The organism is Salmonella bongori NCTC 12419, from assembly GCF_000252995.1.
In the GTDB taxonomy this organism is placed as follows: Bacteria; Pseudomonadota; Gammaproteobacteria; order Enterobacterales; family Enterobacteriaceae; genus Salmonella; species Salmonella bongori.
Genome location: NC_015761.1, coordinates 4,434,973 through 4,460,105 on the forward strand (window position 1 = coordinate 4,434,973; position 25,133 = coordinate 4,460,105).

The 25,133-nt window shown below is 51.2% G+C and carries 24 protein-coding genes and 1 pseudogene; 12 read left to right on the top strand and 13 right to left on the bottom strand.

Features of this window, described 5'->3' with window-relative positions; genetic code table 11:
* Nucleotides 1-6 precede the first annotated feature (6 nt).
* The gene (lplA, locus tag SBG_RS20885; protein ID WP_000209745.1) at nucleotides 7-1,023 is read right to left on the bottom strand and encodes a lipoate--protein ligase LplA; all 1,017 of its coding nucleotides are present in this window, start codon (nucleotides 1,021-1,023) and stop codon (nucleotides 7-9) included.
* Between the two features lie 32 nt (nucleotides 1,024-1,055).
* Nucleotides 1,056-1,700 carry a YtjB family periplasmic protein gene (locus SBG_RS20890; RefSeq protein WP_000090063.1) on the bottom strand — a complete coding sequence of 215 codons (645 nt, stop codon included), beginning with the start codon at nucleotides 1,698-1,700 and terminating at the stop codon, nucleotides 1,056-1,058.
* 116 nt (nucleotides 1,701-1,816) lie between these two features.
* On the opposite strand from SBG_RS20890, the gene serB reads away from it, so the two are divergent.
* The 3 genes from serB (at nucleotide 1,817) to nadR (ending at nucleotide 5,829) form a co-directional block, all read left to right on the top strand.
* Entirely contained in the window at nucleotides 1,817-2,785 is a 969-nt protein-coding gene (serB, locus tag SBG_RS20895; RefSeq protein ID WP_001132989.1) for a phosphoserine phosphatase, read from the top strand.
* A gap of 121 nt (nucleotides 2,786-2,906) precedes the next feature.
* A complete protein-coding gene (radA, locus tag SBG_RS20900; protein ID WP_001029689.1) occupies nucleotides 2,907-4,289 on the top strand; it encodes a DNA repair protein RadA in 1,383 nt (460 codons plus the stop codon).
* Between the two features lie 310 nt (nucleotides 4,290-4,599).
* Nucleotides 4,600-5,829: a multifunctional transcriptional regulator/nicotinamide-nucleotide adenylyltransferase/ribosylnicotinamide kinase NadR gene (gene nadR, locus SBG_RS20905; RefSeq protein ID WP_000007174.1), complete on the top strand. Its 1,230-nt coding sequence runs from the start codon at nucleotides 4,600-4,602 to the stop codon at nucleotides 5,827-5,829.
* A 139-nt stretch (nucleotides 5,830-5,968) separates the two neighbouring features.
* Here the strand turns inward: nadR and ettA are convergent, their stop codons facing one another.
* On the bottom strand, nucleotides 5,969-7,636 hold the full coding sequence (gene ettA, locus SBG_RS20910) for an energy-dependent translational throttle protein EttA (protein WP_000046767.1): 1,668 nt from the start codon (nucleotides 7,634-7,636) through the stop codon (nucleotides 5,969-5,971).
* Nucleotides 7,637-7,808: 172 nt separating this feature from the next.
* On the opposite strand from ettA, the gene sltY reads away from it, so the two are divergent.
* Both sltY and trpR read left to right on the top strand, forming a co-directional pair.
* Nucleotides 7,809-9,782: a murein transglycosylase gene (gene sltY, locus SBG_RS20915; RefSeq protein ID WP_015703127.1), complete on the top strand. Its 1,974-nt coding sequence runs from the start codon at nucleotides 7,809-7,811 to the stop codon at nucleotides 9,780-9,782.
* Nucleotides 9,783-9,839: 57 nt separating this feature from the next.
* The gene (gene trpR, locus SBG_RS20920; RefSeq protein ID WP_000192006.1) at nucleotides 9,840-10,166 is read left to right on the top strand and encodes a trp operon repressor; all 327 of its coding nucleotides are present in this window, start codon (nucleotides 9,840-9,842) and stop codon (nucleotides 10,164-10,166) included.
* Between the two features lie 75 nt (nucleotides 10,167-10,241).
* Here the strand turns inward: trpR and yjjX are convergent, their stop codons facing one another.
* A complete protein-coding gene (gene yjjX / locus SBG_RS20925) occupies nucleotides 10,242-10,757 on the bottom strand; it encodes an inosine/xanthosine triphosphatase (RefSeq protein WP_000554300.1) in 516 nt (171 codons plus the stop codon).
* A gap of 47 nt (nucleotides 10,758-10,804) precedes the next feature.
* On the opposite strand from yjjX, the gene gpmB reads away from it, so the two are divergent.
* Entirely contained in the window at nucleotides 10,805-11,452 is a 648-nt protein-coding gene (gene gpmB / locus SBG_RS20930; RefSeq protein ID WP_000942365.1) for a 2,3-diphosphoglycerate-dependent phosphoglycerate mutase GpmB, read from the top strand.
* On the opposite strand, the gene robA is transcribed toward gpmB, so the two are convergent.
* Nucleotides 11,449-12,318: an MDR efflux pump AcrAB transcriptional activator RobA gene (gene robA / locus SBG_RS20935; protein ID WP_000371678.1), complete on the bottom strand. Its 870-nt coding sequence runs from the start codon at nucleotides 12,316-12,318 to the stop codon at nucleotides 11,449-11,451. The two genes, gpmB and robA, sit on opposite strands and share 4 nt — an antisense overlap.
* A 211-nt stretch (nucleotides 12,319-12,529) precedes the next feature.
* On the opposite strand from robA, the gene creA reads away from it, so the two are divergent.
* The 4 genes and pseudogenes from creA to SBG_RS20955 all read left to right on the top strand — a co-directional run.
* Nucleotides 12,530-13,003 carry a protein CreA gene (gene creA / locus SBG_RS20940; RefSeq protein WP_000875816.1) on the top strand — a complete coding sequence of 158 codons (474 nt, stop codon included), beginning with the start codon at nucleotides 12,530-12,532 and terminating at the stop codon, nucleotides 13,001-13,003.
* A gap of 12 nt (nucleotides 13,004-13,015) precedes the next feature.
* On the top strand, nucleotides 13,016-13,705 hold the full coding sequence (gene creB / locus SBG_RS20945; RefSeq protein WP_001136132.1) for a two-component system response regulator CreB: 690 nt from the start codon (nucleotides 13,016-13,018) through the stop codon (nucleotides 13,703-13,705).
* A complete protein-coding gene (gene creC / locus SBG_RS20950; protein WP_001219548.1) occupies nucleotides 13,705-15,129 on the top strand; it encodes a two-component system sensor histidine kinase CreC in 1,425 nt (474 codons plus the stop codon). The genes creB and creC overlap by 1 nt, the downstream gene beginning before the upstream one ends.
* A gap of 57 nt (nucleotides 15,130-15,186) precedes the next feature.
* A pseudogene (locus SBG_RS20955) lies at nucleotides 15,187-15,477 on the top strand (inner membrane CreD family protein); the annotation flags it as partial.
* Nucleotides 15,478-15,523: 46 nt separating this feature from the next.
* Here the strand turns inward: SBG_RS20955 and SBG_RS20960 are convergent.
* The 8 genes from SBG_RS20960 to arcA all read right to left on the bottom strand — a co-directional run bounded on the left by SBG_RS20960 (nucleotide 15,524) and on the right by arcA (nucleotide 23,787).
* Entirely contained in the window at nucleotides 15,524-16,609 is a 1,086-nt protein-coding gene (locus tag SBG_RS20960) for a type 1 fimbrial protein (RefSeq protein WP_001252469.1), read from the bottom strand.
* A gap of 40 nt (nucleotides 16,610-16,649) precedes the next feature.
* Nucleotides 16,650-17,207, bottom strand: coding sequence for a fimbrial protein (locus SBG_RS20965; protein ID WP_001056994.1), 558 nt, complete (start codon nucleotides 17,205-17,207; stop codon nucleotides 16,650-16,652).
* 17 nt (nucleotides 17,208-17,224) lie between these two features.
* Nucleotides 17,225-19,762 carry a fimbrial outer membrane usher protein gene (locus tag SBG_RS20970; protein WP_015703129.1) on the bottom strand — a complete coding sequence of 846 codons (2,538 nt, stop codon included), beginning with the start codon at nucleotides 19,760-19,762 and terminating at the stop codon, nucleotides 17,225-17,227.
* A 45-nt stretch (nucleotides 19,763-19,807) separates the two neighbouring features.
* Nucleotides 19,808-20,491 carry a fimbrial assembly chaperone gene (locus SBG_RS20975; protein WP_000875261.1) on the bottom strand — a complete coding sequence of 228 codons (684 nt, stop codon included), beginning with the start codon at nucleotides 20,489-20,491 and terminating at the stop codon, nucleotides 19,808-19,810.
* A 70-nt stretch (nucleotides 20,492-20,561) separates the two neighbouring features.
* Complete coding sequence (locus SBG_RS20980; RefSeq protein ID WP_000482245.1) at nucleotides 20,562-21,107, bottom strand: fimbrial protein SthA; 546 nt, start codon at nucleotides 21,105-21,107, stop codon at nucleotides 20,562-20,564.
* Nucleotides 21,108-21,447: 340 nt separating this feature from the next.
* Complete coding sequence (locus SBG_RS20985; protein WP_000811628.1) at nucleotides 21,448-22,119, bottom strand: winged helix-turn-helix transcriptional regulator; 672 nt, start codon at nucleotides 22,117-22,119, stop codon at nucleotides 21,448-21,450.
* Nucleotides 22,120-22,502: 383 nt separating this feature from the next.
* Nucleotides 22,503-22,817: a hypothetical protein gene (locus tag SBG_RS20990; protein WP_038393753.1), complete on the bottom strand. Its 315-nt coding sequence runs from the start codon at nucleotides 22,815-22,817 to the stop codon at nucleotides 22,503-22,505.
* Between the two features lie 253 nt (nucleotides 22,818-23,070).
* Nucleotides 23,071-23,787, bottom strand: a complete 717-nt coding sequence (gene arcA / locus SBG_RS20995) for a two-component system response regulator ArcA (protein ID WP_001194359.1) — start codon at nucleotides 23,785-23,787, stop codon at nucleotides 23,071-23,073.
* Nucleotides 23,788-23,882: 95 nt separating this feature from the next.
* On the opposite strand from arcA, the gene yjjY reads away from it, so the two are divergent.
* Together yjjY and SBG_RS21005 are read left to right on the top strand one after the other, a co-directional pair.
* Nucleotides 23,883-24,023, top strand: a complete 141-nt coding sequence (gene yjjY, locus SBG_RS21000; RefSeq protein ID WP_001541509.1) for a YjjY family protein — start codon at nucleotides 23,883-23,885, stop codon at nucleotides 24,021-24,023.
* Nucleotides 24,024-24,422: 399 nt separating this feature from the next.
* On the top strand, nucleotides 24,423-25,109 hold the full coding sequence (locus tag SBG_RS21005; protein WP_001266759.1) for a tRNA/rRNA methyltransferase: 687 nt from the start codon (nucleotides 24,423-24,425) through the stop codon (nucleotides 25,107-25,109).
* Nucleotides 25,110-25,133 lie beyond the last annotated feature (24 nt).

Below are 25,133 nucleotides of genomic sequence, written 5' to 3' on the forward strand. Positions count from 1 at the left end.
AATTCTTTAACGCACGGCCCCTGCGACCCAATTCGCCAGTTCCCGCAACTCACTCTCCTGTTCCGGAAACGTCGCTATCAGCGCTTCGCACGTTTCCTGGAGTTTATCCGCGCGGTATAAACACCCTTGCAGTCGCCCCGCCAGCGCCTCCAGCGGTGCCGGGTTCAGGCTATCGGTAAACACCCGCGCCCGGGTGATATGGCCTTTTTCAACATCAAAATGTAGTTCAACGCCGCCCCAGCTAAAGCGTTCATCTAATAAATGAGAGAAGGCAGGCGCCTGGCCGAAGTTCCACTCCCAACTACTCTGGCGGGCAAAGGTGTCGGTAAAATTCGGCAGATCCGGCGTTTTGTCCGGCGAGATGACCTCTGCTTCGACGCGCTCGCCGTAATGAGCGAAAAAGGCCTCCGTCATTGCCTGGCAAACCTGTTCATGGGTAATGCCCGGCAGCAGTTCGGTAAGATTAGCTACCCGCGAGCGTACAGAGGTAATGCCTTTCGCCGCCAGTTTCTTTTTGTCGGGATTCAGGTAGTTCGCCAGTCGGCTGAGATCGGCGTTCAGCAGCAGCGTCCCGTGATGAAAACCGCGATCTTTGGTTTCGCGATAAGCGGAGCCTGACACTTTGCGATCGCCTTCGGCCGTTTTCACCACCAGATCGTTACGCCCGGAGGCATCGGCAGTCACACCCAGCGAATTCAGCGCATTAAGTACGATATCGGTAGAGATGGTTTTATCGTATTCTGGTTTTCCTGCCATAAAAGTAAAGCAGGTATTGCCGAGATCGTGGAATACCGCGCCGCCGCCGCTACTCCGACGGGCCAGACGGACGTTATCTTCTTCCATGCGGCGAGTATTACACTCTTTCCACGGATTTTGCGCGCGGCCAATCACTACCGTATCGGCGTTGCGCCACAGGAACAGCATGCGCTGGGTAGCAGGCATCTGGCGGAAGATACACTCTTCTACCGCCAGGTTAAACCAGGGATCATGCGAGTCAGAAATAAGCAGACGTAATGTCGTCATGGTCGATGTCCTTACCTTTACTCAAGGGGAATTTACTCTTTTTTCTCACGCTCTTCTTCTTCCGGGACGGGCTTACTGGCCGTTAACAGGAAGGGCGATTGTTGCCAGCGTGTGCGTTTACCCTGTAGTAAGGTGCGTGTCAGCACAACGCCTGTCGCCAGCGAGAGCAACAGCATCAGGCGCAGAATGTTCGTGGTGTTATCCACCTGCTTCGCTTCGGTCGGCAGCGTGTGAGTATCCAGCGTCAGGCGCAGGTAACCCAGAGGACCGTTTTTCCCCTGAATAGGCTCGACAATTTGCTGGTTAAAGTAACTACCTGCTTTTTTGCCATCCAGTGCCAGTCGGTCGCGTACGCTGACGCTTTCACCGGCGCGAGTGATAAGATCGCCCTGTTCATCATAGACACCGGCATCCAGAATGCGACTCTCTTGCGTGAGTTGACGCAGGACAGCGTTGATGCGTTTTTCATCCGGCGTTTCGCTGCGCATCAGCGGGGCGATATTGAGCGTCACCTGACGGGCCAGCGTGCGGGCCAGTTCTTCCAGTTGCGGATTGCGCTGCCGCTGATGGTTTTGACTAAACCAGGAAGCACCTTGCATGAGCGCGACGAGCAGTGTAAGACAAAACAATACAATCACCGCACGATGAAGCCGAAATTTCAGTTTTGCGCGAGCCATATTCCACCTGCTGAAAATTTAAGGCTTAATGTTGCCAGAAGCGATGGTTACAAGGTAGCCTCATGCGTTATTTTCCGCGGGGCGGTTACCGGCCTGAACGATTTACAGGAGCTTTAATGCCTAACATTACCTGGTGCGACCTGCCTGAAGATGTCTCTTTGTGGCCGGGTTTGCCTCTCTCTTTAAGCGGCGACGAGGTGATGCCTCTGGATTACCACGCAGGCCGTAGCGGTTGGTTACTGTATGGCCGTGGGCTGGATAAGCAGCGTTTAACCCAATACCAGACAACGCTGGGCGCCGCAATGGTGATTGTCGCCGCCTGGTGTGTGGAGGATTATCAGGTTATTCGTCTGGCAGGGTCGTTGACGCCACGTGCGACACGGCTGGCGCATGAGGCACAACTGGATGTTGCGCCGCTGGGCAAAATTCCGCATTTGCGCACGCCGGGGTTATTGGTGATGGATATGGACTCTACCGCCATCCAGATTGAGTGCATCGACGAAATCGCGAAGTTGGCCGGTACGGGCGAGCAAGTGGCTGAAGTCACCGAACGCGCGATGCGCGGTGAACTGGATTTTACTGCCAGCCTGCGCCATCGCGTGGCGACGCTGAAAGGCGCAGACGCCGATATTTTGCGCCAGGTACGCGAGGATCTGCCATTGATGCCAGGATTAACGCAACTGGTGCTAAAACTGGAAACGCTCGGCTGGAAAGTCGCCATCGCGTCCGGAGGGTTTACCTTCTTTGCTGAGTATCTGCGTGACAAGTTGCGCCTGACAGCGGCGGTTGCCAACGAACTGGAGATCATGGACGGTAAATTTACCGGTCATGTTATCGGCGATATTGTGGACGCCGAGTATAAAGCCAGTACCTTACTTCGTCTGGCACAAGAGCATGAAATTCCGCTGGCGCAGACGGTGGCGATTGGCGACGGCGCCAACGATCTGCCGATGATCAAAGCCGCGGGATTAGGCATTGCCTTTCATGCCAAGCCAAAAGTCAACGAAAAGACAGAAATCACTATTCGTCATGCTGATCTCATGGGCGTGTTTTGCATTCTCTCCGGCAGCATGAATCAGAAATAATGACATTGCCGGATGGCGGCCTCGCCTTATCCGGCCTACGGGACGAAGCGTTCATTTTGTAGGCCCGGTAAGACGCATTAGCGTCGCCATCCGGCAAACGTGTTAACGAAAGAGGTATACCGTGGCAAAAGCGCCTAAACGCGCCTTCGTATGTAATGAATGCGGGGCCGACTATCCACGCTGGCAGGGGCAATGCAGCGCCTGTCACGCCTGGAACACGATAACCGAGGTGCGCCTCGCCGCATCGCCAACGGTGGCGCGTAACGAGCGGCTGAGCGGTTATGCGGGCAGCGCGGGCGTGGCAAAAGTGCAGAAACTTTCGGACATTAGCCTTGAGGAACTGCCGCGTTTTTCGACCGGTTTCAAAGAGTTTGACCGGGTGCTGGGCGGCGGCGTAGTACCGGGCAGCGCTATTCTGATTGGCGGTAATCCTGGCGCCGGGAAATCAACTCTGCTGCTGCAAACGCTGTGTAAGCTCGCCGAACAGATGAAAACCCTGTATGTCACCGGCGAGGAGTCGCTACAACAGGTGGCGATGCGCGCTCATCGTCTGGGATTGCCCACCGGCAACCTGAATATGCTGTCCGAAACCAGTATCGAACAGATTTGCCTGATTGCCGAAGAAGAGCAGCCGAAGCTGATGGTGATTGACTCCATCCAGGTGATGCATATGGCGGATATTCAATCTTCGCCGGGCAGCGTGGCGCAGGTGCGTGAGACGGCGGCGTATTTAACACGTTTCGCCAAAACGCGCGGCGTGGCGATCGTGATGGTGGGGCATGTCACCAAAGATGGTTCGCTGGCGGGGCCAAAGGTTCTTGAACACTGTATTGACTGTTCGGTACTGCTGGACGGCGACGCGGATTCCCGCTTCCGTACCCTACGCAGCCATAAAAACCGCTTTGGCGCGGTGAACGAACTGGGCGTCTTTGCCATGACCGAACAAGGTCTGCGCGAGGTGAGCAACCCCTCCGCAATCTTTTTAAGTCGTGGTGATGAAGTCACCTCCGGTAGTTCGGTGATGGTGGTCTGGGAGGGAACGCGCCCGCTGTTAGTTGAAATTCAGGCGCTGGTCGATCACTCGATGATGGCCAACCCCAGGCGCGTGGCAGTCGGGCTGGAACAAAATCGTCTGGCGATCCTGCTGGCGGTGCTCCACCGTCACGGCGGGTTACAAATGGCAGATCAGGACGTCTTCGTCAATGTGGTCGGCGGGGTGAAAGTGACCGAGACCAGCGCTGATTTAGCGTTGTTACTGGCGATGGTTTCCAGCCTGCGCGACAGGCCATTACCGCAGGATTTGGTGGTGTTTGGCGAGGTGGGGCTGGCCGGTGAAATTCGCCCGGTGCCGAGTGGCCAGGAGCGCATTTCCGAAGCGGCCAAACACGGTTTTCGCCGGGCGATAGTGCCCGCCGCTAACGTGCCGAAAAAGCCGCCGGAAGGCATGCAGGTTTTCGGCGTGAAAAAGCTCGCGGATGCACTAAGCGTGTTTGACGACTTATAATTCATTACCCGTCGTCTTTCTGTCGGCAGGTGTGTTGGCTGCGTTCGTTCACCCGAATCACTTAGTTTACTAAGTGATTCGGGATGAAATGAGGGACATCCATGTCCCTCACCAGAGGCCAGTCTTCGGCTGGTCAAATTCGTTCCTGACGAATTTGTCACTCACTTGCCGCTTTCCTGCCAACAGAAATCCATAGGGTAATTATTTGTTTCACCCTGTAGGCCTGATAAGCGTAGCGTCATCAGGCTGCGCGCGGTGAAAGTGCCGGGCGGCGACGTCCGGCTTACATTTTATTAAGCAGGAGGCGCTTGTGTCATTTGATTATCTGAAAACCGCCATTAAGCAAAAGGGCTGTACCCTGCAACAGGTGGCGGATGCCAGTGGCATGACCAAGGGATATTTAAGCCAGCTGCTGAATGCTAAAATCAAAAGCCCCAGCGCGCAAAAGCTGGAAGCTTTGCATCGCTTTTTGGGGCTGGAATTCCCGCGTATCGAGAAAAACATCGGCGTGGTGTTTGGCAAATTTTATCCGTTGCATACCGGACATATCTATTTGATTCAGCGCGCCTGCAGCCAGGTAGATGAGCTGCACATCATTATGGGCTATGACGACACACGCGACCGCGCTTTGTTCGAGGCCAGCGCCATGTCCCAGCAACCGACGGTGCCCGATCGCCTGCGCTGGCTGCTACAAACCTTCAAATACCAAAAAAATATTCGTATCCACGCCTTTAATGAAGAAGGAATGGAACCATACCCCCACGGCTGGGACGTCTGGAGTAACGGCATTAAAGCCTTTATGGAAGAGAAGGGGATTCAGCCGAATTGGATCTACACCTCCGAGGAAGCCGATGCGCCGCAGTATCTGGAGCATCTGGGGATAGAGACGGTACTGGTCGATCCTAAGCGTACCTTTATGAGTATCAGCGGGGCGCAAATTCGTGAAAACCCGTTCCGTTACTGGGAATATATCCCCACCGAGGTGAAGCCGTTCTTCGTGCGTACCGTCGCCATTCTGGGTGGGGAATCAAGCGGCAAGTCTACGCTGGTCAATAAGCTCGCCAATATTTTTAATACCACCAGCGCCTGGGAATATGGCCGCGACTATGTCTTTTCACATCTGGGCGGCGATGAAATGGCGCTACAGTATTCTGACTATGACAAAATCGCGTTAGGCCATGCACAATATATTGATTTTGCTGTTAAATATGCCAATAAGGTAGCGTTTATCGACACCGATTTTGTCACCACCCAGGCCTTTTGCAAAAAATATGAAGGGCGCGAACATCCGTTTGTCCAGGCGTTGATTGATGAATATCGCTTCGATCTGGTGATCCTGTTGGAGAATAATACGCCGTGGGTTGCTGATGGGCTACGCAGCCTCGGCAGTTCAGTGGATCGCAAAGCGTTCCAGACATTGTTAGTAGACATGCTGCGGGAAAACCATATCGATTTCGTTCACGTTAAAGAAGCCGATTATGATGGCCGATTTTTGCGCTGCGTGGAGTTAGTGAAAGAGATGATGGGTGAGCAGGGATAACCTTTTTTGCCTGAGGGTGGCGTAAACGCCTTATCCGGCCAGCGACATGCCCGATGGCGCTTGCGCCATCGGGCATGTGGTGAACGTAGCATATGTCCGGAGGCCCGATAAACGTGAGCGCTATCGGGCGTCTGAACAATTACTTGGCAATACGTTTGTACTTGATACGCTTCGGCTCCAGCGCATCCGCGCCCAGCGTGCGTTTCTTGTACTCTTCGTACTCGGTAAAGTTACCCTCGAAGAATTCCACTTTACCTTCATCCTGATAATCCAGAATGTGGGTAGCGATACGGTCAAGGAACCAGCGGTCGTGCGAGATAACCATCGCGCAGCCCGGGAACTCCAGCAGGGCGTTTTCCAGCGCACGCAGGGTTTCGATATCCAGGTCGTTCGTCGGTTCGTCGAGCAGCAGGACGTTGCCGCCCACCTGCAACAGTTTGGCCAGATGCAGACGTCCACGTTCGCCGCCGGACAGTTCGCCCACGCGTTTGCCCTGGTCAACACCTTTGAAGTTGAAGCGGCCTACGTAGGCGCGGCTCGGCATTTCGGTGTTGCCGATCTTCATGATATCCAGCCCGCCGGACACTTCTTCCCACACGGTTTTGCTGTTATCCATCGCGTCGCGGAACTGATCGACGGAGGCCAGCTTAACGGTTTCACCCAGCGTAATGGTGCCGCTATCAGGCTGTTCCTGACCGGACATCATGCGGAACAGCGTTGATTTACCCGCGCCGTTCGGGCCAATGATCCCGACGATAGCGCCTTTCGGTACCGAGAAGCTCAGATCGTCGATCAGTACACGATCGCCATAAGATTTACGCAGATTGCTGACTTCAATAACTTTATCGCCCAGACGCGGTCCGGGTGGGATAAACAGTTCGTTGGTTTCATTACGTTTTTGATACTCAACGCTGTTCAGTTCCTCAAAACGGGCCAGACGCGCCTTGCCTTTCGACTGACGGCCTTTCGCGCCCTGACGAACCCACTCCAGCTCTTTCTCAATCGACTTACGACGTGCCGCTTCCTGAGAAGCTTCCTGCGCCAGACGCTGATCTTTCTGCTCCAGCCAGGAGGAGTAGTTACCTTCCCACGGGATACCTTCGCCGCGGTCAAGTTCCAGAATCCAACCGGCAACGTTATCGAGGAAGTAACGGTCGTGGGTAATTGCGACTACAGTGCCTTCAAAGTCGTGCAGGAAACGTTCCAGCCAGGCCACGGACTCCGCATCCAGGTGGTTAGTCGGTTCGTCGAGCAGCAACATATCTGGTTTTTCCAGCAGCAGGCGGCACAGCGCGACGCGGCGACGTTCACCCCCGGAGAGGTTAGCGACGTTAGCATCCCAGTCCGGCAGACGCAGGGCATCAGCCGCGCGTTCAAGCTGTACGTTCAGGTTATGGCCGTCGTGAGCCTGAATAATCTCTTCCAGTTTGCCTTGCTCTGCCGCCAGCTTGTCGAAATCGGCATCCGGATCGGCGTACAGCGCATAGACTTCATCCAGGCGCTTGAGCGCATTAACCACTTCAGATACGGCTTCTTCAATTGACTCACGTACCGTGTGTTCAGGGTTAAGCTGAGGCTCCTGCGGCAGGTAGCCAATCTTAATGCCAGGCTGCGGGCGCGCTTCGCCTTCAATATCTTTATCGATACCCGCCATGATGCGCAGCAGAGTAGATTTACCGGCACCGTTAAGGCCCAGCACGCCAATTTTGGCGCCAGGGAAGAAGCTCAGCGAGATGTTTTTCAGAATATGACGTTTCGGCGGAACCACTTTGCCGACACGATGCATGGTATAAACGAATTGAGCCACGTTGGACTTCGCCTCTATGTTTATCGTGATGGTGAATAGATTTCAAAGGCGAAGTGTAGCCTTTTTCCCTGCCTAAGCCCAGCCAGCAGATCGCACTCGCAATAAAAGTAAAAAAGTGTCCGTAACGTGGCGCAAATGCCCATGACTGGTTAGCATAAATTCATTACGCGGCATGACGCTGCATTGGATAACAATTGAGGAAGAGCTTGTGGATAGAGTCAAACCATTTGCCTGGCGTCTTATCGCCGCCAGCGTATGTCTGCTGACTTTTTGTCACCTGGCGAGGGCCGACTCACTGGAAGAGCAGCGTAATCGTTATGCGCAGATTAAGCAGGCCTGGGACAACCGTCAGATGGATGTGGTAGAGCAGATGATGCCGGGTCTAAAAGATTATCCGCTCTACCCGTATCTGGAATACCGTCAGATCACCGACGATCTCATGAACCAACCGGCGATTACGGTCACGCAGTTTGTTCGTGCCAACCCCACGCTTCCCCCTGCCCGTACGCTGCAATCACGGTTCGTTAACGAGCTGGCGCGTCGCGAAGACTGGCGTGGCTTGCTGGCATTTAGCCCGGAGAAGCCCGGCACTACAGAAGCGCAATGTAATTATTACTACGCGAAATGGAGCACCGGACAAACGGAAGAGGCCTGGCAGGGCGCGAAAGCCCTTTGGCTGACCGGCAAAAGCCAGCCAAATGCCTGCGACAAACTGTTCAGCGTTTGGCGGGCCTCGGGTAAGCAAGACCCGCTGGCGTACCTGGAGCGTATTCGGCTGGCGATGAAAGCCGGGAATACCGGCCTGGTCACGGTACTGGCCGGCCAGATGCCAGCGCAATATCAAACAATTGCGTCAGCGATCATTACCCTGGCCAACGATCCTGATAGCGTGCTGACCTTCGCCCGCACTACCGGCGCGACCGACTTTACCCGTCAGATGGCGGCGGTGGCCTTTGCCAGCGTCGCACGCCAGGATGCGGAAAACGCACGTCTGATGATCCCTTCTCTGGCGCTGGCCCAGCAGCTAAACGATGATCAAATCCAGGAATTGCGCGATATCGTCGCATGGCGCTTAATGGGCAACGATGTCACCGATGAGCAGGCAAAGTGGCGCGATGATGCGATTATGCGTTCGCAATCAACGTCGCTTATTGAGCGGCGCGTGCGTATGGCGCTGGGAACGGGCGATCGTCGCGGGCTCAATACGTGGCTTGCCCGACTGCCAATGGAAGCGAAAGAAAAAGACGAATGGCGCTACTGGCAGGCGGATTTACTGCTGGAGCGGGGTCGTGACGCCGAAGCGAAAGAGATCCTCCATGCCCTGATGCAAAAGCGCGGTTTTTACCCGATGGTCGCAGCGCAGCGTTTAGGTGAAGTGTACACCCTTAAAATCGATAAAGCGCCCGCTAACATTGATAGCGCATTGACGCAGGGACCGGAAATGGCGCGTGTACGTGAGCTGATGTACTGGAACCTGGATAACACGGCGCGCAGCGAATGGGCGAATCTGGTGAAAAGCCGTACCCCATCCGAACAGGCGCAACTGGCGCGCTACGCGTTTAATCAGCATTGGTGGGATCTGAGCGTACAAGCGACGATCGCCGGAAAATTGTGGGATCATCTGGAGGAGCGTTTCCCGCTGGCATATAACGATCTCTTTAAACGCTATACCCGTGATAAGGATATTCCACAAAGCTATGCCATGGCGATTGCCCGCCAGGAAAGTGCCTGGAATCCCAAAGTAAAATCGCCCGTGGGCGCCAGCGGTTTAATGCAGATTATGCCGGGGACCGCCACCCATACGGTGAAGATGTTTTCGATTCCTGGCTATCGCAGCCCGGGCCAGTTACTGGAGCCGGAGACCAACATCAATATCGGTACCCATTATTTGCAGTATGTCTACCAGCAGTTTGGCGATAACCGCATTTTCGCCTCTGCGGCATATAACGCCGGGCCGGGACGGGTTCGTACCTGGCTTGGCAATAGCGCGGGACGTATCGATGCCGTAGCGTTTGTCGAAAGCATCCCCTTCTCGGAAACGCGTGGCTACGTAAAAAACGTGTTGGCCTATGATGCTTACTATCGTCACTTTATGGGGAAGAAAGAGACCTTAATGAGCGACTCTGAGTGGCAGCGGCGGTATTAATGCGAACGGATTATGTTATCATTTGTACTCGTGTAACAGTACAAACGGCGGTATAACATGACTCAGCATTCCCCTTATTCATCGGCCATCGCCGAACAACGTAATCAGGAGTGGCTTCGTTTTGTGGAGTTACTCCGCCAGGCGTATACAGAGGAACTACATCTGCCTTTACTACAACTGATGCTCACGCCGGACGAGCGTGAAGCGCTGGGAACGCGCGTGCGCATCATTGAGGAATTGCTGCGTGGCGAAATGAGCCAGCGCGAATTGAAAACCGAGCTGGGGGCGGGCATCGCTACCATCACTCGGGGGTCAAACAGCCTGAAATCCGCGCCGGTTGAACTGCGTCATTGGCTTGAGAATGTACTGCTGAAAAACGCCTGATGGCGCTGCGCTTAATCAGGCCTACAAAAGATAACGTTGACCGTAGGCCGAATACCCGCCGGCAATAACACAGCCTTAACGGTATATCGCGTTATGAAACGGGCTGAGCGCGAGGAGTACCGCCTGATGGTAGACGCTGGCGCGCGTCAGTTTCCCGGCGGTGAACACGCCAATCGCTCCTTCTTTACGCCCAATCTCGTCAATACCGGTATAGCGGGACATCACCGGGCCCAGAGCATTGCCAGCGCGTACCTTTTCAAGAATAACCGCTGGCAGGGGTAGCGTGGCAGAACGTGCCTCGCCCCGCTGCCCGGCACTGTCGATCACCACCCAACTGAAGGTGCTGTCATCATCAATACCCGCTTCGATAGCGACCCAAAAGTCTGCTTCCGGGCACAGCAAACGCGCGTTCGCGACGCGATTTCGTGCGCCAGCCCGCGTTTCCTCGCTTCCGAAGGGCTGCTCCGGTACGCCGCTCTCGACGGCGACGGGTTCAATATGGCACGATCCTTCGCCAAAAATCTCTTCAAATGCCTGTAGAATTGCCTGAATTTTGGCAGGATTGGTGGTTGCAGAGATAACCTGGTGCATAATTAAGCTCAGTTTTAAAATTTATCGCAGTATAACGGAAAAAAGACATGTTACAGGTATACCTTGTTCGCCACGGTGAAACGCAGTGGAACGCCGAGCGACGTATTCAGGGCCAATCGGACAGCCCACTGACTGCAAAAGGCGAGCAGCAGGCCATGCAGGTAGGAGAACGCGCCCGTAGCCTCGGCATCACGCATATCATTAGTAGCGACTTAGGCCGCACAAGGCGCACGGCGGAGATCATCGCCCAGGCGTGCGGCTGTGATATCACCTTCGATTCCCGCCTGCGCGAGCTGGATATGGGCGTGCTGGAAAAGCGTCATATCGATTCACTGACGGCAGAAGAAGAGGGCTGGCGTCGGCAGTTAGTCAATGGTACGCGGGATGGCCGCATTCCCGGCGGGGAATCGATGCAGGAGTTAAGCGATCGCGTTCATGCCGCGCTGGCGTCCTGCCTTGAATTGCCGCAGGGCAGCCGCCCCTTGTTAGTCAGCCATGGCATCGCGTTAGGCTGTCTGGTCAGTACGATTCTGGGCCTGCCTGCCTGGGCGGAACGTCGGTTACGTTTGCGCAATTGCTCTATTTCCCGCGTCGATTATCAGGAAAGTCAGTGGCTGGCGTCTGGGTGGGTAGTGGAAACGGCAGGGGACATCTCACATCTGGACGCCCCTGCGTTGGATGAACTACAGCGTTAACGGCGAATTGGGATTAGAAATTCGCAGCGTAGGTTGATAGGGCGATCGCCGGTTTTGGCATCTTCTGCCGGATAGTATCGCTCTATATCCTGTCCTTTACGGCGCGTCAGATTCAGCATTGGCATACAGGTGCCGTAAACGGTCAGGATAAAATCCTGTACGCCGGTTCCTAACCCTTCATACGTGAACATGACGTATTCACCGCCCTGCAATAGCACGGGGTGCGCCGACTGGACATAACCATCGGCCTGCTCTTGCGGCAGCGCTGTGGTATAGAATACTTCCTGCTCATCGTCTTTCTCGAGGCTGGGGCGCGTTTCATTGAGCCCATAAAGCACCGGTGGAATGGTTGGCGAATGCCCGAGGAAATCATGCCAGAATTGCACGCGCATTTCGTGGCGGAAGTCGGAAATCTGTTCCAGCGAGCAGGAATAGCTCTGCGTGACGCCAAGCAGCGGCGTATCTTCCAGCGTCACGAACTGGTGCTCCGGCACAGTAAATTCTCCCAGACGTAATGGAGGGCGAATGCCAAAGGCGCTCCATTCCGGGGAGCGACGATACAGCGCCGGCGTTTGGGAAAACTGTTTTTTAAAGGCGCGGGTAAAGGTTTGCTGAGAGTCGAAGCGGTACTGGAGAGCGATATCCAGAATCGGGCGCGCAGTCAAACGCAGCGCCACCGCTGATTTCGATAAACGACGGGCGCGGATATAAGCGCCAATAGCGTGGCCCGTCACGTCCTTAAACATTCTCTGCAGATGCCACTTGGAATAGCCCGCTTTTGCCGCCACATTGTCTAGCGACAGCGGCTGATCCAGATGACCTTCCAGCCAGATTAACAGGTCGCGAATAATGCCAGCCTGATCCATAAAATATCCCCATCCTTTCAACAACGAGCACCCGATATCAGGTTAGAGGATAATAGCATTTTTTGTTCTTTTAGCATTCAGTGTTTTTTTTGAGCTTTAATGCTTTTTTTGGACAACTTTATACGTAATTATTCTAATCCTGTGATCTGTAACCCTTTTATTTTAGAATGTCTAATAATTGCGCAACGTAACTTTTAAGAATGGTAACAATATGAAATACAAGAGCTTAGTACTTTTCTCAATTTTGTGGGTGCTGGGGCAGAATGCCCGGGCGGAACAAATTGGTTCCGTCGATACGGTATTTAAAATGTTTGGCCCCGACCATAAAATTGTGGTGGAAGCTTTTGACGATCCTGATGTCAAAAACGTGACATGTTATGTTAGCCGGGCTAAAACGGGCGGCATAAAAGGGGGGCTAGGGCTGGCGGAAGACACGTCTGACGCGGCCATCTCGTGCCAGCAGGTCGGGCCAATTGAGCTGAGCGATAAAATTAAGAACGGTAAGGCGCAGGGGGAGGTCGTTTTTAAAAAACGTACCTCCTTAATATTTAAGTCACTACAGGTCGTGCGTTTCTATGATGAGAAACGCAATACGCTGGCCTATCTCGCCTACTCTGACAAAGTGGTCGAGGGGTCGCCGAAAAACGCCATTAGCGCAGTGCCTGTCATGCCGTGGCGACAATAACAGGGAAAGAGTATGCCGCAACCGCTGGTCTGGTTAGTCGAGGATGAACAGGAAATTGCTGATACGCTCATCTACACCCTACAACGGGAAGGATTTACTGTTGAGGTGTTTGCCCGGGGGCTACCGGTGCTGGAGAAAGCGTGTCAGCACCGGCCAGATGCTGTGATCCTTGATGTAGGGCTCCCGGATATCAGCGGCTTTGAGTTGTGTCGGCAGTTGCTTGAGCGCCATCCTGCGCTGCCGATCCTTTTCCTGACTGCCCGTAGCGATGAAGTGGACCGGCTGCTGGGGCTGGAGATTGGCGCAGATGATTACGTCGCCAAGCCGTTCTCGCCACGCGAAGTGAGCGCCCGTGTGCGCACGCTGCTGCGTCGGGTGAAGAAGTTTTCTACGCCGCCGTCGGTGGTGCGCATCGGGCATTTTGAACTGAATGAACTGGCGGCGCAGATCGCCTGGTTTGATACGCCGCTGTCGCTGACCCGTTACGAGTTTTTGCTCCTCAAAACGTTGTTGATGTCGCCGGAGCGCGTGTATTCGCGTCAGCAACTGATGGATATTGTCTGGTGCGATGCGCAGGATACCTTCGACCGGACGGTGGATACGCACATCAAAACGCTGCGCGCCAAGCTACGCGCAATTAATCCGGACTGTTCGCCAATTAATACGCATCGTGGAATGGGATATAGCCTGAGGAGTGTCTGATGCGCATCGGAATGCGTTTGCTGCTTGGCTACTTTCTTATAGTCGCCGTCGCCGCCGTGTTTGTGCTGTCTATCTTCGTTCAGGAAGTAAAACCCGGCGTACGCCGCGCAACGGAAGGCACATTAATTGACACTGCAACGTTGCTGGCGGCGCTGGCCCGCGATGATCTCCTTTCCGGCAGCCCGGCTGACGGCCAACTGGCGAAGGCGTTTGTTCATCTACAACATCGTCCGTTTCGCGCCACGATCAGCGGGATCACCAAAGTGCGCAATGAGTACCATGTTTATATGACGGATGCGCAGGGTAAGGTGTTGTTTGATTCAGCAAACAGAGCGGTAGGGCAAGATTATTCTCGCTGGAATGATGTCTGGCACACGTTGCGTGGACAATACGGCGCCCGAAGTACGGCAAAAGACCCTGCCGATCCCGATAGCGCTGTGATGTACGTGGCTGCGCCGATTATCAACGAGGGACAGATTATCGGCGTCCTGACCGTCGGCAAACCGAATGCGGCAATGGCACCGGTGATTAAGCGCAGCGAACGGCGTATTCTGTGGGCCAGTGCCGTTTTGCTGGGGATTGCGCTGGCAATTGGCGCGGTGATGGTCTGGTGGATTAATCGCTCTATTGCCCGTCTGACCCGTTATGCGGATTCCGTAACCGAAAATCGCCCGGTTGCGCTGCCGGCATTAGGCAGTAGCGAGCTGCGTAAACTGGCGCAGGCGCTGGAGAGTATGCGTATCAAGCTGGAGGGCAAGAATGATATTGAACAGTACGTGTATGCGTTAACGCATGAGCTGAAAAGCCCACTGGCGGCGATACGCGGCGCGGCGGAGATTCTGCGTGAAGGGCCGCCTGCGGATGTCGTCACGCGCTTTACGGAAAATATCCTGGCGCAAAATGCGCGTATGCAGGCGCTGGTAGAAACCCTGCTGCATCAGGCACGGCTGGAAAACCGACAGGATATTCCTCTCGGTCCAGTGCCTGTAGATGCGTTATTTTCGCAAATTAACGAGGCGCGCAGTATCCAGTTAGCGGCAAAAAGGATCACGCTCACGGCCTACCCTTCATCGTTGGTTGTCGTTGCCAACGCAGAACTTCTGGCGCAGGCGCTGGGCAATCTGTTGGACAATGCCATCGATTTTACGCCTGAAAACGGCGTTATCACCTTAAGCGCTCAGCCGGCGGGTGAGCAAGCTATCCTGCGGGTGGCTGACTCCGGCTGTGGTATTCCGGCTTTTGCGCTGTCGCGTATTTTTGACCGTTTCTATTCGTTACCCCGCGAAAATGGACGTAAAAGCAGCGGGCTTGGGCTGGCATTTGTCAGCGAGGCGGCGCGGCTCCTCAACGGTGAGGTGACGCTGTGTAACCGTCCGGAAGGAGGCGTACTGGCTTCATTGACACTTCGCCGTCACTTCACATAACTTCACAGTCTCTCCACATCGCGTCCTTATTCTGTCGTTATTGCAAAGGAGAACGCTATGTGGAAATCCCCCCGGTTATGGAAAGTAATGATACCAGGCGGCGCCATCATCCTGCTGTTAATTCCCCTGATGATGGTACGGCAGGCTATCGTGGCGCGTGCTGATTATCGAAACGATGAGGAAACCGACATTCGTCAGAGTATCCGCGGTCCGCAAAAGGCCGTCGGCCCGTTGGTCGCGATTCCTGTAACCGAACTCTATACCGTGCTGGAAAATGAGAAGGAAGTTCAGCATAAGCTCAGTTATCTCTCCTTCTGGCTGCCGGCGTCGTTGTTGGCCGAGGGCAATTAGCATGTCAACGTTCTCTCACGGGACACCAGAAAACGTGATGTCATTAGTTATAGGTCAGGTTTAATGTTGCTGTGGCATTCGCCTGGCCGGGAGTCACCGTGGCGGCGGTTTTATAGTAACGCGCGCTAATTTTCAGGGTGGTCGACATATTCATGGTTCCGCCATTAACTGTCTGACTGCCATCGGCATTCGTGGTAATGGTGTGAGTAAAGAGATCAATTTTTTTATTGATTGGCAAACTGTCGGTATAGAAACCGGAGTCCTGAGCCTGAATACCCAACTGGACGCCTACGCCGGTTGCGCTGGTTGGCGCATCTGCATTGCTCAGTTGAATGACGGAATTGTCAGGGTTATTTCCGCTGGCAGGTTGTGCGGTTAATGAGGCGGAGATAGCCGTTCCTTGTTCGCAAGTCAGTGAAATATCCTGTTCGCCCAACCCCGCAGTTTGGCTATTAATAAAACTGCCTAAATTGACGCTGCCTAAATTAATGGTGATCGCGGGGGTGGCAACCCGACATCCCATGGCTTTCATCACCAGTTGTGTATTTCCCAGATACAGATGCGTCAGAACATCGCCGCCGGCGTCTTCCGTTGCGCTATCGCGAAAAGATACGCGCGCGATTGGGGTTTGAAATGTGGCGGTCCCGGAGGTGATTGGCCCGCCTAAGGCAACCAGTTCAACATAGTAGGCGGGGGCCATCGCATGGTGAGTTTTATCGCCATCGCCATTATGGTAGGTATTATCGATTGGCATGACGTTATCGTAAGGGCCAGCATTCGTTTGGGTTTTAATCGCAATGCCTACGCCGGAAATCCCGGTGCTAAACACTGGCGTATTGTTTCCGTCATCCGCGTTTGTAAGTGCTGAGGCATTTGATTGAGGACTGCCGGGTTCATATAAGAAGCCGACCTTATAATCGTGGCTACAGTGATCCATCGTAACTTCAGAGGTGGAAACCCAGCCCGATTGCCACAGCACCTCGCCAGCGGTATAGGCATGGCTATCCACAACAAGCTGCGACGGCGGGGTGATAGTGATGGCGCCTTCATTTCCGGAACGTTTACAAGAGGCGTAGCCATGAAGGGAATATGCGAACAGCAGAATAAGCGCCAGATAGAATCTTCTCATGAAAAATTCCTGCTTTTATAGCGGGTTAAACGGAAAAATATTATTGCCATGCAATAGTGATCGTCACAACGGAAGTGAAATCTCCCGCCGTGACTTTTCCGTGCGGGGTATACATCCTTGCGGCAACAGGCAGGATGGCTTCATGGGTATTACTGTTAACATCCACCGTATACGTGACGTTGTTGGCCAGGTTGACCAGACTTTTGCCATCAAGGTTAAAAAGCTGTAAGCCTAAATCCTGTGCCGGATTGGCCGCGCTATTTGCATAAATAGCGGAGGCATAAATTGGACCGGGGTAGGGAACGCCGTTAAATAAAATCGTGGCTTTCGTCGTTGTTACCGGGCAATTCGTCATTTTTATGTTGAAAGGAATAGTGGCGGTATTGCCTCCAGCCACGGCGATATCCGCCCGGGCATATTGCCCAAGAGAGATCGTGTCAGGTACCGTAACGGTACAAGGATCGGCATAAATTAATCCCGTAACGTTAATGTCTACGGCATCTGCGGTATTGTATGCCGCGCTGATCGAGGGCGACCATAATGCCATACCCGTGAACGTTAACAGGGCGGCTAATGCAGTAAATCTGTTCATATTCATCTTTTATCCCACCAGAATCACTGGCATTGCTCGTGTAAGATTTCTACGCCAGAAGCGGAGGGGGAGGTCGGTATACGATAAGATACCTGACACTGATCTGCTGCTGTTGGCCCCCACTTCACTAATAACCGCCCTTGTTTTTCCAGTCCGGTTAACCAGGCTTGCCCCGCATCACCAACAAAACTGCTGTGATTGTCTGGTTTTGTTAAAGACGAGACGGTCGCGCCAAAAGGAACAGACAGATTGTTTATGCGGGTTAATACCATCAATGCCTTGTAACCAATATTGGTTTTATATTCGGCCCTGACCACCGCGCCACGGGTAGGCACCAGCGTTTTACTGGTATCAATGAGCTCAATATTTTTTCTAATGCCTGTCGTATCTAAAGTCACTTCATTACGATGATAAGGCGAAGCATAAGGCACGACGGCATAACCACGAAAATCGGTGTCAACACCCGTTTCGTTATTAACAGGGACGCCCGCTGCGCCAGGCGCTTTAACCAGTATGACGGTATCGTCCATTGGCTGGGATAGTGTCAGGCCATTACGATGTAACAGTACACCGCCCTGAACGCCATAATTCAGACGACGCATATGATTATCGTAACTGTACCCGCCGTTAATATCCGCATACGTCCCGTTATAGGTTGCGCTCACATTACCGCTGGTGGCTTTTTCTTGAGAGGAATAGCCTTCCTGAACGCTCCATGAGAGATTTTTCTGTGCCAGCGTTGTGCCGTTTAAACCGACAGTATGCGTTGTATCACCGCTTTTCGCGGAGTTCATATTATAGGTGGCATACGTTGACGGCAGAAAAGCGTCTAACGGAATACTGATATTGATTGAAATTTGCTGGTCATTACTGTCTTCCGTATCGTCATCTTCATCCTGAGAATTGTCGGCGTTTAGCGTATAAGAATAATTAATGCCATAACTTACGTTATGCCAGGTATTATTATAACCAATCCCTAATGATGTAGTATGGGTATCATTCCAGTAATCTTCATTATATAAACTTACTGAAATAGAACCGTAAATAATGTCTTGTGATAACGACAAGTCGGTACGATTTTTGACATGATCATCGTGATTATTATCGTTATAGGTATCGAGTACATCCTCGAAAGAGTAGTAGTCTCTCGTCGAATAACGGTAGCCAGCAACAGTGAAATTCGTGCCTGTTGACTGAATGTCTTTGCTGTAGCGAACACGCCAGGATTGTCCGGTAAGCGTATCGCTAACGACATTGCCTTCTTTAATTTTTGACCATGAGTTGGTGACGTCTAAAGACAAGGCGCCCAGGTCGCCAAGATTCAAACCGGTCCCGACGAGCGCCGCATGATAAATATCATTGCTGAGCGTACTCTCTATCCCACCATAGGCGGTAATACCTCCCGCCAGGCCGTATAAGGCCGTCAGTTCAGCGAAATTTTCTTCCGCGGAATGGGTATTTGACAAACGCGTACGGCCTGCTGTCAGATCGTATTTCAGGTGGCCTTCACGCTGCAATACCGGAACGCTGGCGTAGGGAACAATTAAATGCTGTTCAGAGCCATCGGACTCTTTGATAGTGACGTACAGGTCGCCCGATCCGCCAGTAGGGTAAAGATCATTGATGGCGAATGGGCCTGCCGGAACGTTAGTTTTGTAAATGGTATAGCCGTTTTGTTCAACGGTCACCTGCGCACTGCTTTTGGCAATCCCACGAATGACCGGGGCGAAACCTTTCATACTGTCCGGCAACATATCGTCATCGAAAGCGATCTGTACGCCCTTAAATGCGATACTATCAAAGACGTCGGAGGGGGTATTATTTTCACCGGCGATCAGTTGCCCTTTTAAAAATTCGATATCGCGAGAAACATAGGTATAGGCAGAATCCCAGCTATTCTGCCCATCGCTATCATGATTCCATGTTGAATAGTTACGAAAACGCCATGCGCCAATGTTAATCCCTGGGCGCAGGTTGGCGTATTCGCTATTTTCCGTACGGTTTTCATCCAGATCGTGATCCTGCGATCCGGTAAAGCTGTAGTTCAGCAAAAAAGCGTTAATGCCTTCATCCCATTCGCTTGTTGGAACGAATTCTCGCGGGTCGGCGATCATTGCGATTTGTGGGATCGCCAAATCCAGGCGGTTACCGATAACGTTAAACGTTGCTACAGCGCCTGCCAGCTGGCTGAGATCGGTACAACCGTTTGGGTCATTTTTAAGATCGGGAAAGTTTTCTGTTTTCACTCCCCACTGCTTTAACTGTTCAACACTCAGGCATGGTTGCAAAGATAACTTATCATCTGCTGATTTTTTGTTTTTAAAGGAAATATTTTTTGTTTCAATATTGGTATTGTTAATATAAATATCAACGTTATAGGTACCTTCAGCCTGGCCGCCTTTTTCGAAAACGGACAGATCGACATTCTCCACACCCGGTTCATCATTTTCCAACGATAATGGGTTGAAATGATCATGCGCTAACGCTGGCTTTATGGAGCAGCATATAAACAGGAACGATAGCGCTAATTGAGAACGGGGCTCTACTCTGGAGAATTGCACAGTAAAAGTCCTGAAATGGTAAAATTAAAGTTAAATATCTAACGACTAGAATGAAGCTGAATGCTGCTCTAAACTCATTCCATAATCACTGATTAACCGCCACATTACCGTGCCATGGGCGGCGACAGCAGAACTCAACTTAAAAGATGCCGATGATTGTGGTGGGACGAATGTCGCCGATTTCACTTCATGACCATTAAGCGTCACACTGGCAAAGTTCATGTAATAGGGAGTAGGGTTATTTACCGTGATAGTATCGCCTGCCGCCTGCCATTTTAATTGTTGGCTCTGACTATCAGGCGTTGATTTTGTTAATGCTGAAGGACGGTAAATAAGTTTTATTTGGGTATTGATGGAAATTTCCACCCGGTTTGCGGCGGCATTATCATCAATAGAAGGGATGCCCTTAATATTTAGCCAGTACATAGATTCCCGATCTTCAGGCAGGGATGAGCCTGAGCGAATAACCCGAATACTATTCTTTTGCCCGGCATCTAGCCGAAAAAGAGGCGGGGTGATGATAAATGCCTGCTTATTCGTGACATGGGGATCGGCAATGGATAGCCATGACTGAACAAGGTTCGCTTTACTATCTTTGTTCTCTACATTGATTGAAGTCTCATCATTATTGCCGTCGAAAACCAGTCGGGTTCCGCCAACAACAATGCTGGCATTGGCAAAATGGCTTACCAGCAATACGACGAACACAGATTTAGTGATGTATTTCATTTTCTACTCTGTACGGATAGTTTAAGCGATGGACTGGCATCCTGCCTGTCCACGCCAGAATGAGAATGTTTTACTGATACGAGACGGTATACGTTACCTGAGTGCTAACATCGCCGCCGGTTACAGTGGCAGAACCATCGTTTGCCATTGCGGCATAATAAGTGAAGTCTGCATTCGAGCCATCGGTTGGGAGGTTTACTGCAGCATCATCGGTGTTATTTACTACATCGGTGTGTGAGGCGTTCTGGATAGAAATACCGACACCTGCTGCGCCAGTTTCCGTTCCTTCGTCCACGTTTTTGAAATACGTTGGGTTGGCGTCGTCTGTTGTACCGTGGAAGCGGAACATTGCCTGGGTCGGTACGCCCGTTCCTGCTTCCGGGCAGTTAACCAGGCTTACTGTAAACGGCACGTAATCAGTTGTTGCGCCTTTTTCAGTGATACGTTCTTTGCTGTAGTTGCCCAAATCAATGGTCGTATCCGTGGAGCCGTTAACCTGAACCGTACACGCCTGGTCATAAATTTTGCCATTGAACGTAATCGCATTCTGGGCAAATACCGGTGTAGATGCTACGGCAGTTAACATTGCCAGGAGAATAATTTTCTTATTAAACATATTAATTGTTGCCTGATTTTATTTACTGGAAAATAAAGATGGTCATCTGAAGTAAAATATTATATTTTACTTCGTATCCGCTTCTTTCTGTTCTGTAGATAAGCAGGCGGCTATTCTACGTATATCAACTATGAACTCAATAGAAATCCTGATGTAATATTGAACGGCAGTCCACTTTTGGACCAGTGATATTATTTAATAAAAATAACACCAAAGGATTATCATTGGTGTTGGGGTATATATGGCTAAATCTATTTCTTTGATAATAATTATTATTTGTAATGGGCCTTATTTGTCGGTAAGTTGCTGTATGCGCTAATGATAAAAGATGCTTGTGCGTTTAAAATGAATCTGGTAAATTTCTCAGCTCTAACAGTCTTCCATGCAGTATTTTTATATAGTTTCCGGCTTTTAGCTCGGAAAGCACCTGCATTATTCGGCTACGTGAGAGCCCGGTTCTCTGCTGTATGAAGTTCTGCGCGTTGATTTCAAATCGTGAGCTTTCAGGATACGACCATAGTTCAAGTAACAGCGCTTTTATTTGGCTATAGGCATCCTGACCGATAAGGTTTCTGTCACGGTTAGTCATGAAAGCGATGCGGTACATCAGTATGTTCGAAATATCACGCCACAGTTGTTTCTCATCGGCTTTTTTTACAAAATCTTTTACCGGAACAGGATAATATTCACAGGTCGTTTCGGCGATAAAAAAGACATCTGAACTCTCTGCTAACTGATATAAATCAGCATAGGCATCAACAAGACCTAAAATCATTGGAGAACCGCCGTTGCTGATGACAATACCATCGACACGCCGACAGGCTTTAATAGTGCCTTTGGTGATTAACAAAATGTGAGACTGGTTATCAATACGGATGTCCAGTGTCTTTCCGGCAGTAATAGTGACAGGGGAATAGTCCTGGATAAAATGCTGATGAATGTTTAGAATAGCCTCCACGCTTTTCTCTTTTCCCGTGGGATGATACGCATTCCCGCCGTTTAACTGCTTCATATCTTCCCCGTTATTATCAATGGTAAAGTTATTGACTATTAAAAGGTAAATATAATTTACTATTTACTTAAAGTCGTAGGTAAGTAAATTAAAATAGCCAACAATAATATTTAAGTCAATGCATTCACTTCATGAATGCATGAGCGACAAAAGCTGTTTTTGACGATAACCATAGTAAATATAATGACTTTATTTGCAATCATTTTATGACCGCAATCATAGGTACAGTACGCAAAGCGCACGTACACAGAGGCGGCTGACGGCGTGATAAAAAGTGTTGTCGCAAGCTAATGAATGAGAGAGAAAAGTAGAAAATGCAGGCGGCATTTTCTTTGCGAAATTGTCGCCTGACGCAGCTCCCCCGAAGAGGTGTAATGAGGTGGTTAGCGGTACTGGATAATCAATTGTTGGATTTCCGGGTGACCTTTTAACGACATGTGTCGTACTGTGGCAATTCCATTCATTAATGGAATAACGCCGCCAGATTCAGTAGAGAAGGTCTGCAAATGTGGGAGAGTGTTCCGCAAGCAGGATACCTCGACATTGCGAGCGTGAGGCGAAAGATTGCAGCCGTATTCGACAATTCGGCCTTTGAAATGAATGACGCCTGTGGATACTGGCGCGGTGGCAGCCAACGCGGCTGATGAAGCTGAAACGGCTACACAAAATAGGTAGCAGCATAATGACGATTTTTTCATCCTTTGAAACCTCACGTCCTGTGAGCATCCCCTTACTTTTGGGGGCCGAAAATCCTGATGTATTACTTTTAAGAATAAATACGTAAACTACTGTAGCTTTCGCCGTCTGGTATAGACAGCGCTATACGACACTTTTATGTAAAAAAATGCGTCATGACGGCAGGCTGATAAAGGAAAATGAGAAGGGACATATGAAAACAGCCAGTAAGAATCGCTTACCGGCTGTTTTTTACGGTTCGGCGTCAGGGCCGAATTAATCCTGCAGGTCGCCGCAGAAGCGATAACCTTCGCCGTGGATAGTGGCGATGATTTCCGGCGTATCGGGCGTGGATTCGAAATGCTTACGAATACGACGAATGGTGACGTCAACAGTACGGTCATGCGGTTTCAGCTCACGACCGGTCATTTTCTTCAGCAATTCAGCGCGAGACTGAATTTTTCCTGGGTTTTCACAGAAGTGAAGCATCGCGCGGAACTCGCTGCGCGGCAGCTTATACTGCTCGCCGTCAGGGCCGATCAACGAACGACTGTTGATATCCAGTTCCCAACCGTTGAACTTGTAGCTTTCAACGCTACGGCGCTCTTCGCTTACGGTACCCAGATTCATAGTACGAGACAGCAGGTTGCGGGCACGGATCGTCAGTTCGCGTGGGTTAAACGGTTTGGTGATGTAATCATCCGCGCCGATTTCGAGGCCGAGAATTTTGTCGACTTCGTTATCGCGGCCCGTCAGGAACATCAGCGCAACGTTAGCCTGTTCACGCAGTTCACGCGCTAGCAGGAGACCGTTCTTCCCTGGCAGATTGATATCCATGATCACCAGGTTGATGTCATATTCAGAGAGGATCTGATGCATTTCCGCGCCATCTGTCGCTTCGAATACATCATAGCCTTCCGCTTCGAAAATACTTTTCAACGTGTTGCGTGTTACCAACTCGTCTTCAACGATAAGAATGTGCGGGGTCTGCATGTTTGCTACCTAAATTGCCAACTAAATCGAAACAGGAAGTACAAAAGTCCCTGACCTGCCTGATGCATGTCGCAAATTAACATGATCGGCGTAACATGACTAAAGTACGTAATTGCGTTCTTGATGCACTTTCCATCAACGTCAACAACATCATTAGCTTGGTCGTGGGTACTTTCCCTCTGGACCCGACAGTGTCAAAAACGGCTGTCATCCTAACCATTTTAACAGCAACATAACAGGCTAAGACGTACCGGACACCCAATAAAACTACGCTTCGTTGACATATATCAAGTTCAATTGTAGCACGTTAACAGTTTGATGAAATCATCGTAGCTAAATGCTAGCTTTCATCACAAATTTGCAATATTCCAACTAGTTGCGTAAGCCAACTAATAAACGTGGTGAATCCAAAGGATGTGATCTATTTTAAATTAAATTATCCTAAATAAACAGGAGGATAACCATGTTCTGTTAACATAAACAGCAATAATACAGATACGCAATAGTGTAGCGTCTTTTACTCAAACAGAAATGCTTTTTCAGTGATATTCGTTAAAAATTTGTAAATTCGCGAAGCGTAATATGTTTACAATCCCTCGCTAATTCCCTGTAAGTTAGTCAAAAAGAGTAACGAAATGCGTGTAACAATTATTCTTGTCGCTCCCGCCAGAGCGGAAAATATCGGTACAGCCGCCCGGGCCATGAAAACAATGGGATTCACTGACTTGCGTATTGTCGATAGTGAGGCGCACCTGGCGCCAGCCACCCGCTGGGTCGCACATGGTTCCGGCGATATTATTGATAATAGTGCTGTTTTTCCCACTCTTGCTGACGCGCTCCACGATGTTGATTTTACCGTAGCGACCACGGCCCGTAGCCGGGCAAAATTTCATTACTATGCTTCGCCTGCTGAATTACTTCCCTTATTGCAGGAAAAATCAGGTTGGATGTGCCATGCCGCGCTGGTGTTTGGCCGCGAGGATTCGGGTCTGACCAACGACGAACTGGCGCTGGCGGATGTGTTGACCGGCGTGCCGATGGCGGCAGATTACCCTTCGCTCAATCTGGGGCAAGCGGTTATGGTGTATTGCTATCAATTAGCGGGTTTAATGCAACAGACGACGGAATCCGTTGATACGGCTGATGAATCACAGCTACAGGCGTTACACGTTCGCGTGTTACGTCTATTAACGACTCTGGAGGCGGCTGATGATCACAAACTGACTGACTGGCTACAACAGCGAATCGGTCTGCTGGGACAGCGGGATACGGCAATGTTGCACCGTTTGGTACACGATATTGAAAAAAAATTAGCAAAATAAAGTGTTGCTTTTTTTTGAATAAAA

What these genes read in the sequence shown, in the direction of transcription:
- sltY (WP_015703127.1), top strand. Translation starts at nt 7,809, where the DNA reads ATGACGCTGCATTGGATAACAATTGAGGAAGAGCTTGTGGATAGAGTC.
- SBG_RS20975 (WP_000875261.1), bottom strand. Translation starts at nt 20,491, where the DNA reads ATGAAATACATCACTAAATCTGTGTTCGTCGTATTGCTGGTAAGCCAT.
- gpmB (WP_000942365.1), top strand. Translation starts at nt 10,805, where the DNA reads ATGTTACAGGTATACCTTGTTCGCCACGGTGAAACGCAGTGGAACGCC.
- SBG_RS20985 (WP_000811628.1), bottom strand. Translation starts at nt 22,119, where the DNA reads ATGAAGCAGTTAAACGGCGGGAATGCGTATCATCCCACGGGAAAAGAG.
- SBG_RS20890 (WP_000090063.1), bottom strand. Translation starts at nt 1,700, where the DNA reads ATGGCTCGCGCAAAACTGAAATTTCGGCTTCATCGTGCGGTGATTGTA.
- SBG_RS20960 (WP_001252469.1), bottom strand. Translation starts at nt 16,609, where the DNA reads ATGAGAAGATTCTATCTGGCGCTTATTCTGCTGTTCGCATATTCCCTT.
- arcA (WP_001194359.1), bottom strand. Translation starts at nt 23,787, where the DNA reads ATGCAGACCCCGCACATTCTTATCGTTGAAGACGAGTTGGTAACACGC.
- creA (WP_000875816.1), top strand. Translation starts at nt 12,530, where the DNA reads ATGAAATACAAGAGCTTAGTACTTTTCTCAATTTTGTGGGTGCTGGGG.
- creB (WP_001136132.1), top strand. Translation starts at nt 13,016, where the DNA reads ATGCCGCAACCGCTGGTCTGGTTAGTCGAGGATGAACAGGAAATTGCT.
- SBG_RS21005 (WP_001266759.1), top strand. Translation starts at nt 24,423, where the DNA reads ATGCGTGTAACAATTATTCTTGTCGCTCCCGCCAGAGCGGAAAATATC.
- lplA (WP_000209745.1), bottom strand. Translation starts at nt 1,023, where the DNA reads ATGACGACATTACGTCTGCTTATTTCTGACTCGCATGATCCCTGGTTT.
- serB (WP_001132989.1), top strand. Translation starts at nt 1,817, where the DNA reads ATGCCTAACATTACCTGGTGCGACCTGCCTGAAGATGTCTCTTTGTGG.
- yjjY (WP_001541509.1), top strand. Translation starts at nt 23,883, where the DNA reads ATGACTAAAGTACGTAATTGCGTTCTTGATGCACTTTCCATCAACGTC.
- SBG_RS20990 (WP_038393753.1), bottom strand. Translation starts at nt 22,817, where the DNA reads ATGAAAAAATCGTCATTATGCTGCTACCTATTTTGTGTAGCCGTTTCA.
- SBG_RS20980 (WP_000482245.1), bottom strand. Translation starts at nt 21,107, where the DNA reads ATGTTTAATAAGAAAATTATTCTCCTGGCAATGTTAACTGCCGTAGCA.
- robA (WP_000371678.1), bottom strand. Translation starts at nt 12,318, where the DNA reads ATGGATCAGGCTGGCATTATTCGCGACCTGTTAATCTGGCTGGAAGGT.
- trpR (WP_000192006.1), top strand. Translation starts at nt 9,840, where the DNA reads ATGACTCAGCATTCCCCTTATTCATCGGCCATCGCCGAACAACGTAAT.
- yjjX (WP_000554300.1), bottom strand. Translation starts at nt 10,757, where the DNA reads ATGCACCAGGTTATCTCTGCAACCACCAATCCTGCCAAAATTCAGGCA.
- SBG_RS20965 (WP_001056994.1), bottom strand. Translation starts at nt 17,207, where the DNA reads ATGAATATGAACAGATTTACTGCATTAGCCGCCCTGTTAACGTTCACG.
- creC (WP_001219548.1), top strand. Translation starts at nt 13,705, where the DNA reads ATGCGCATCGGAATGCGTTTGCTGCTTGGCTACTTTCTTATAGTCGCC.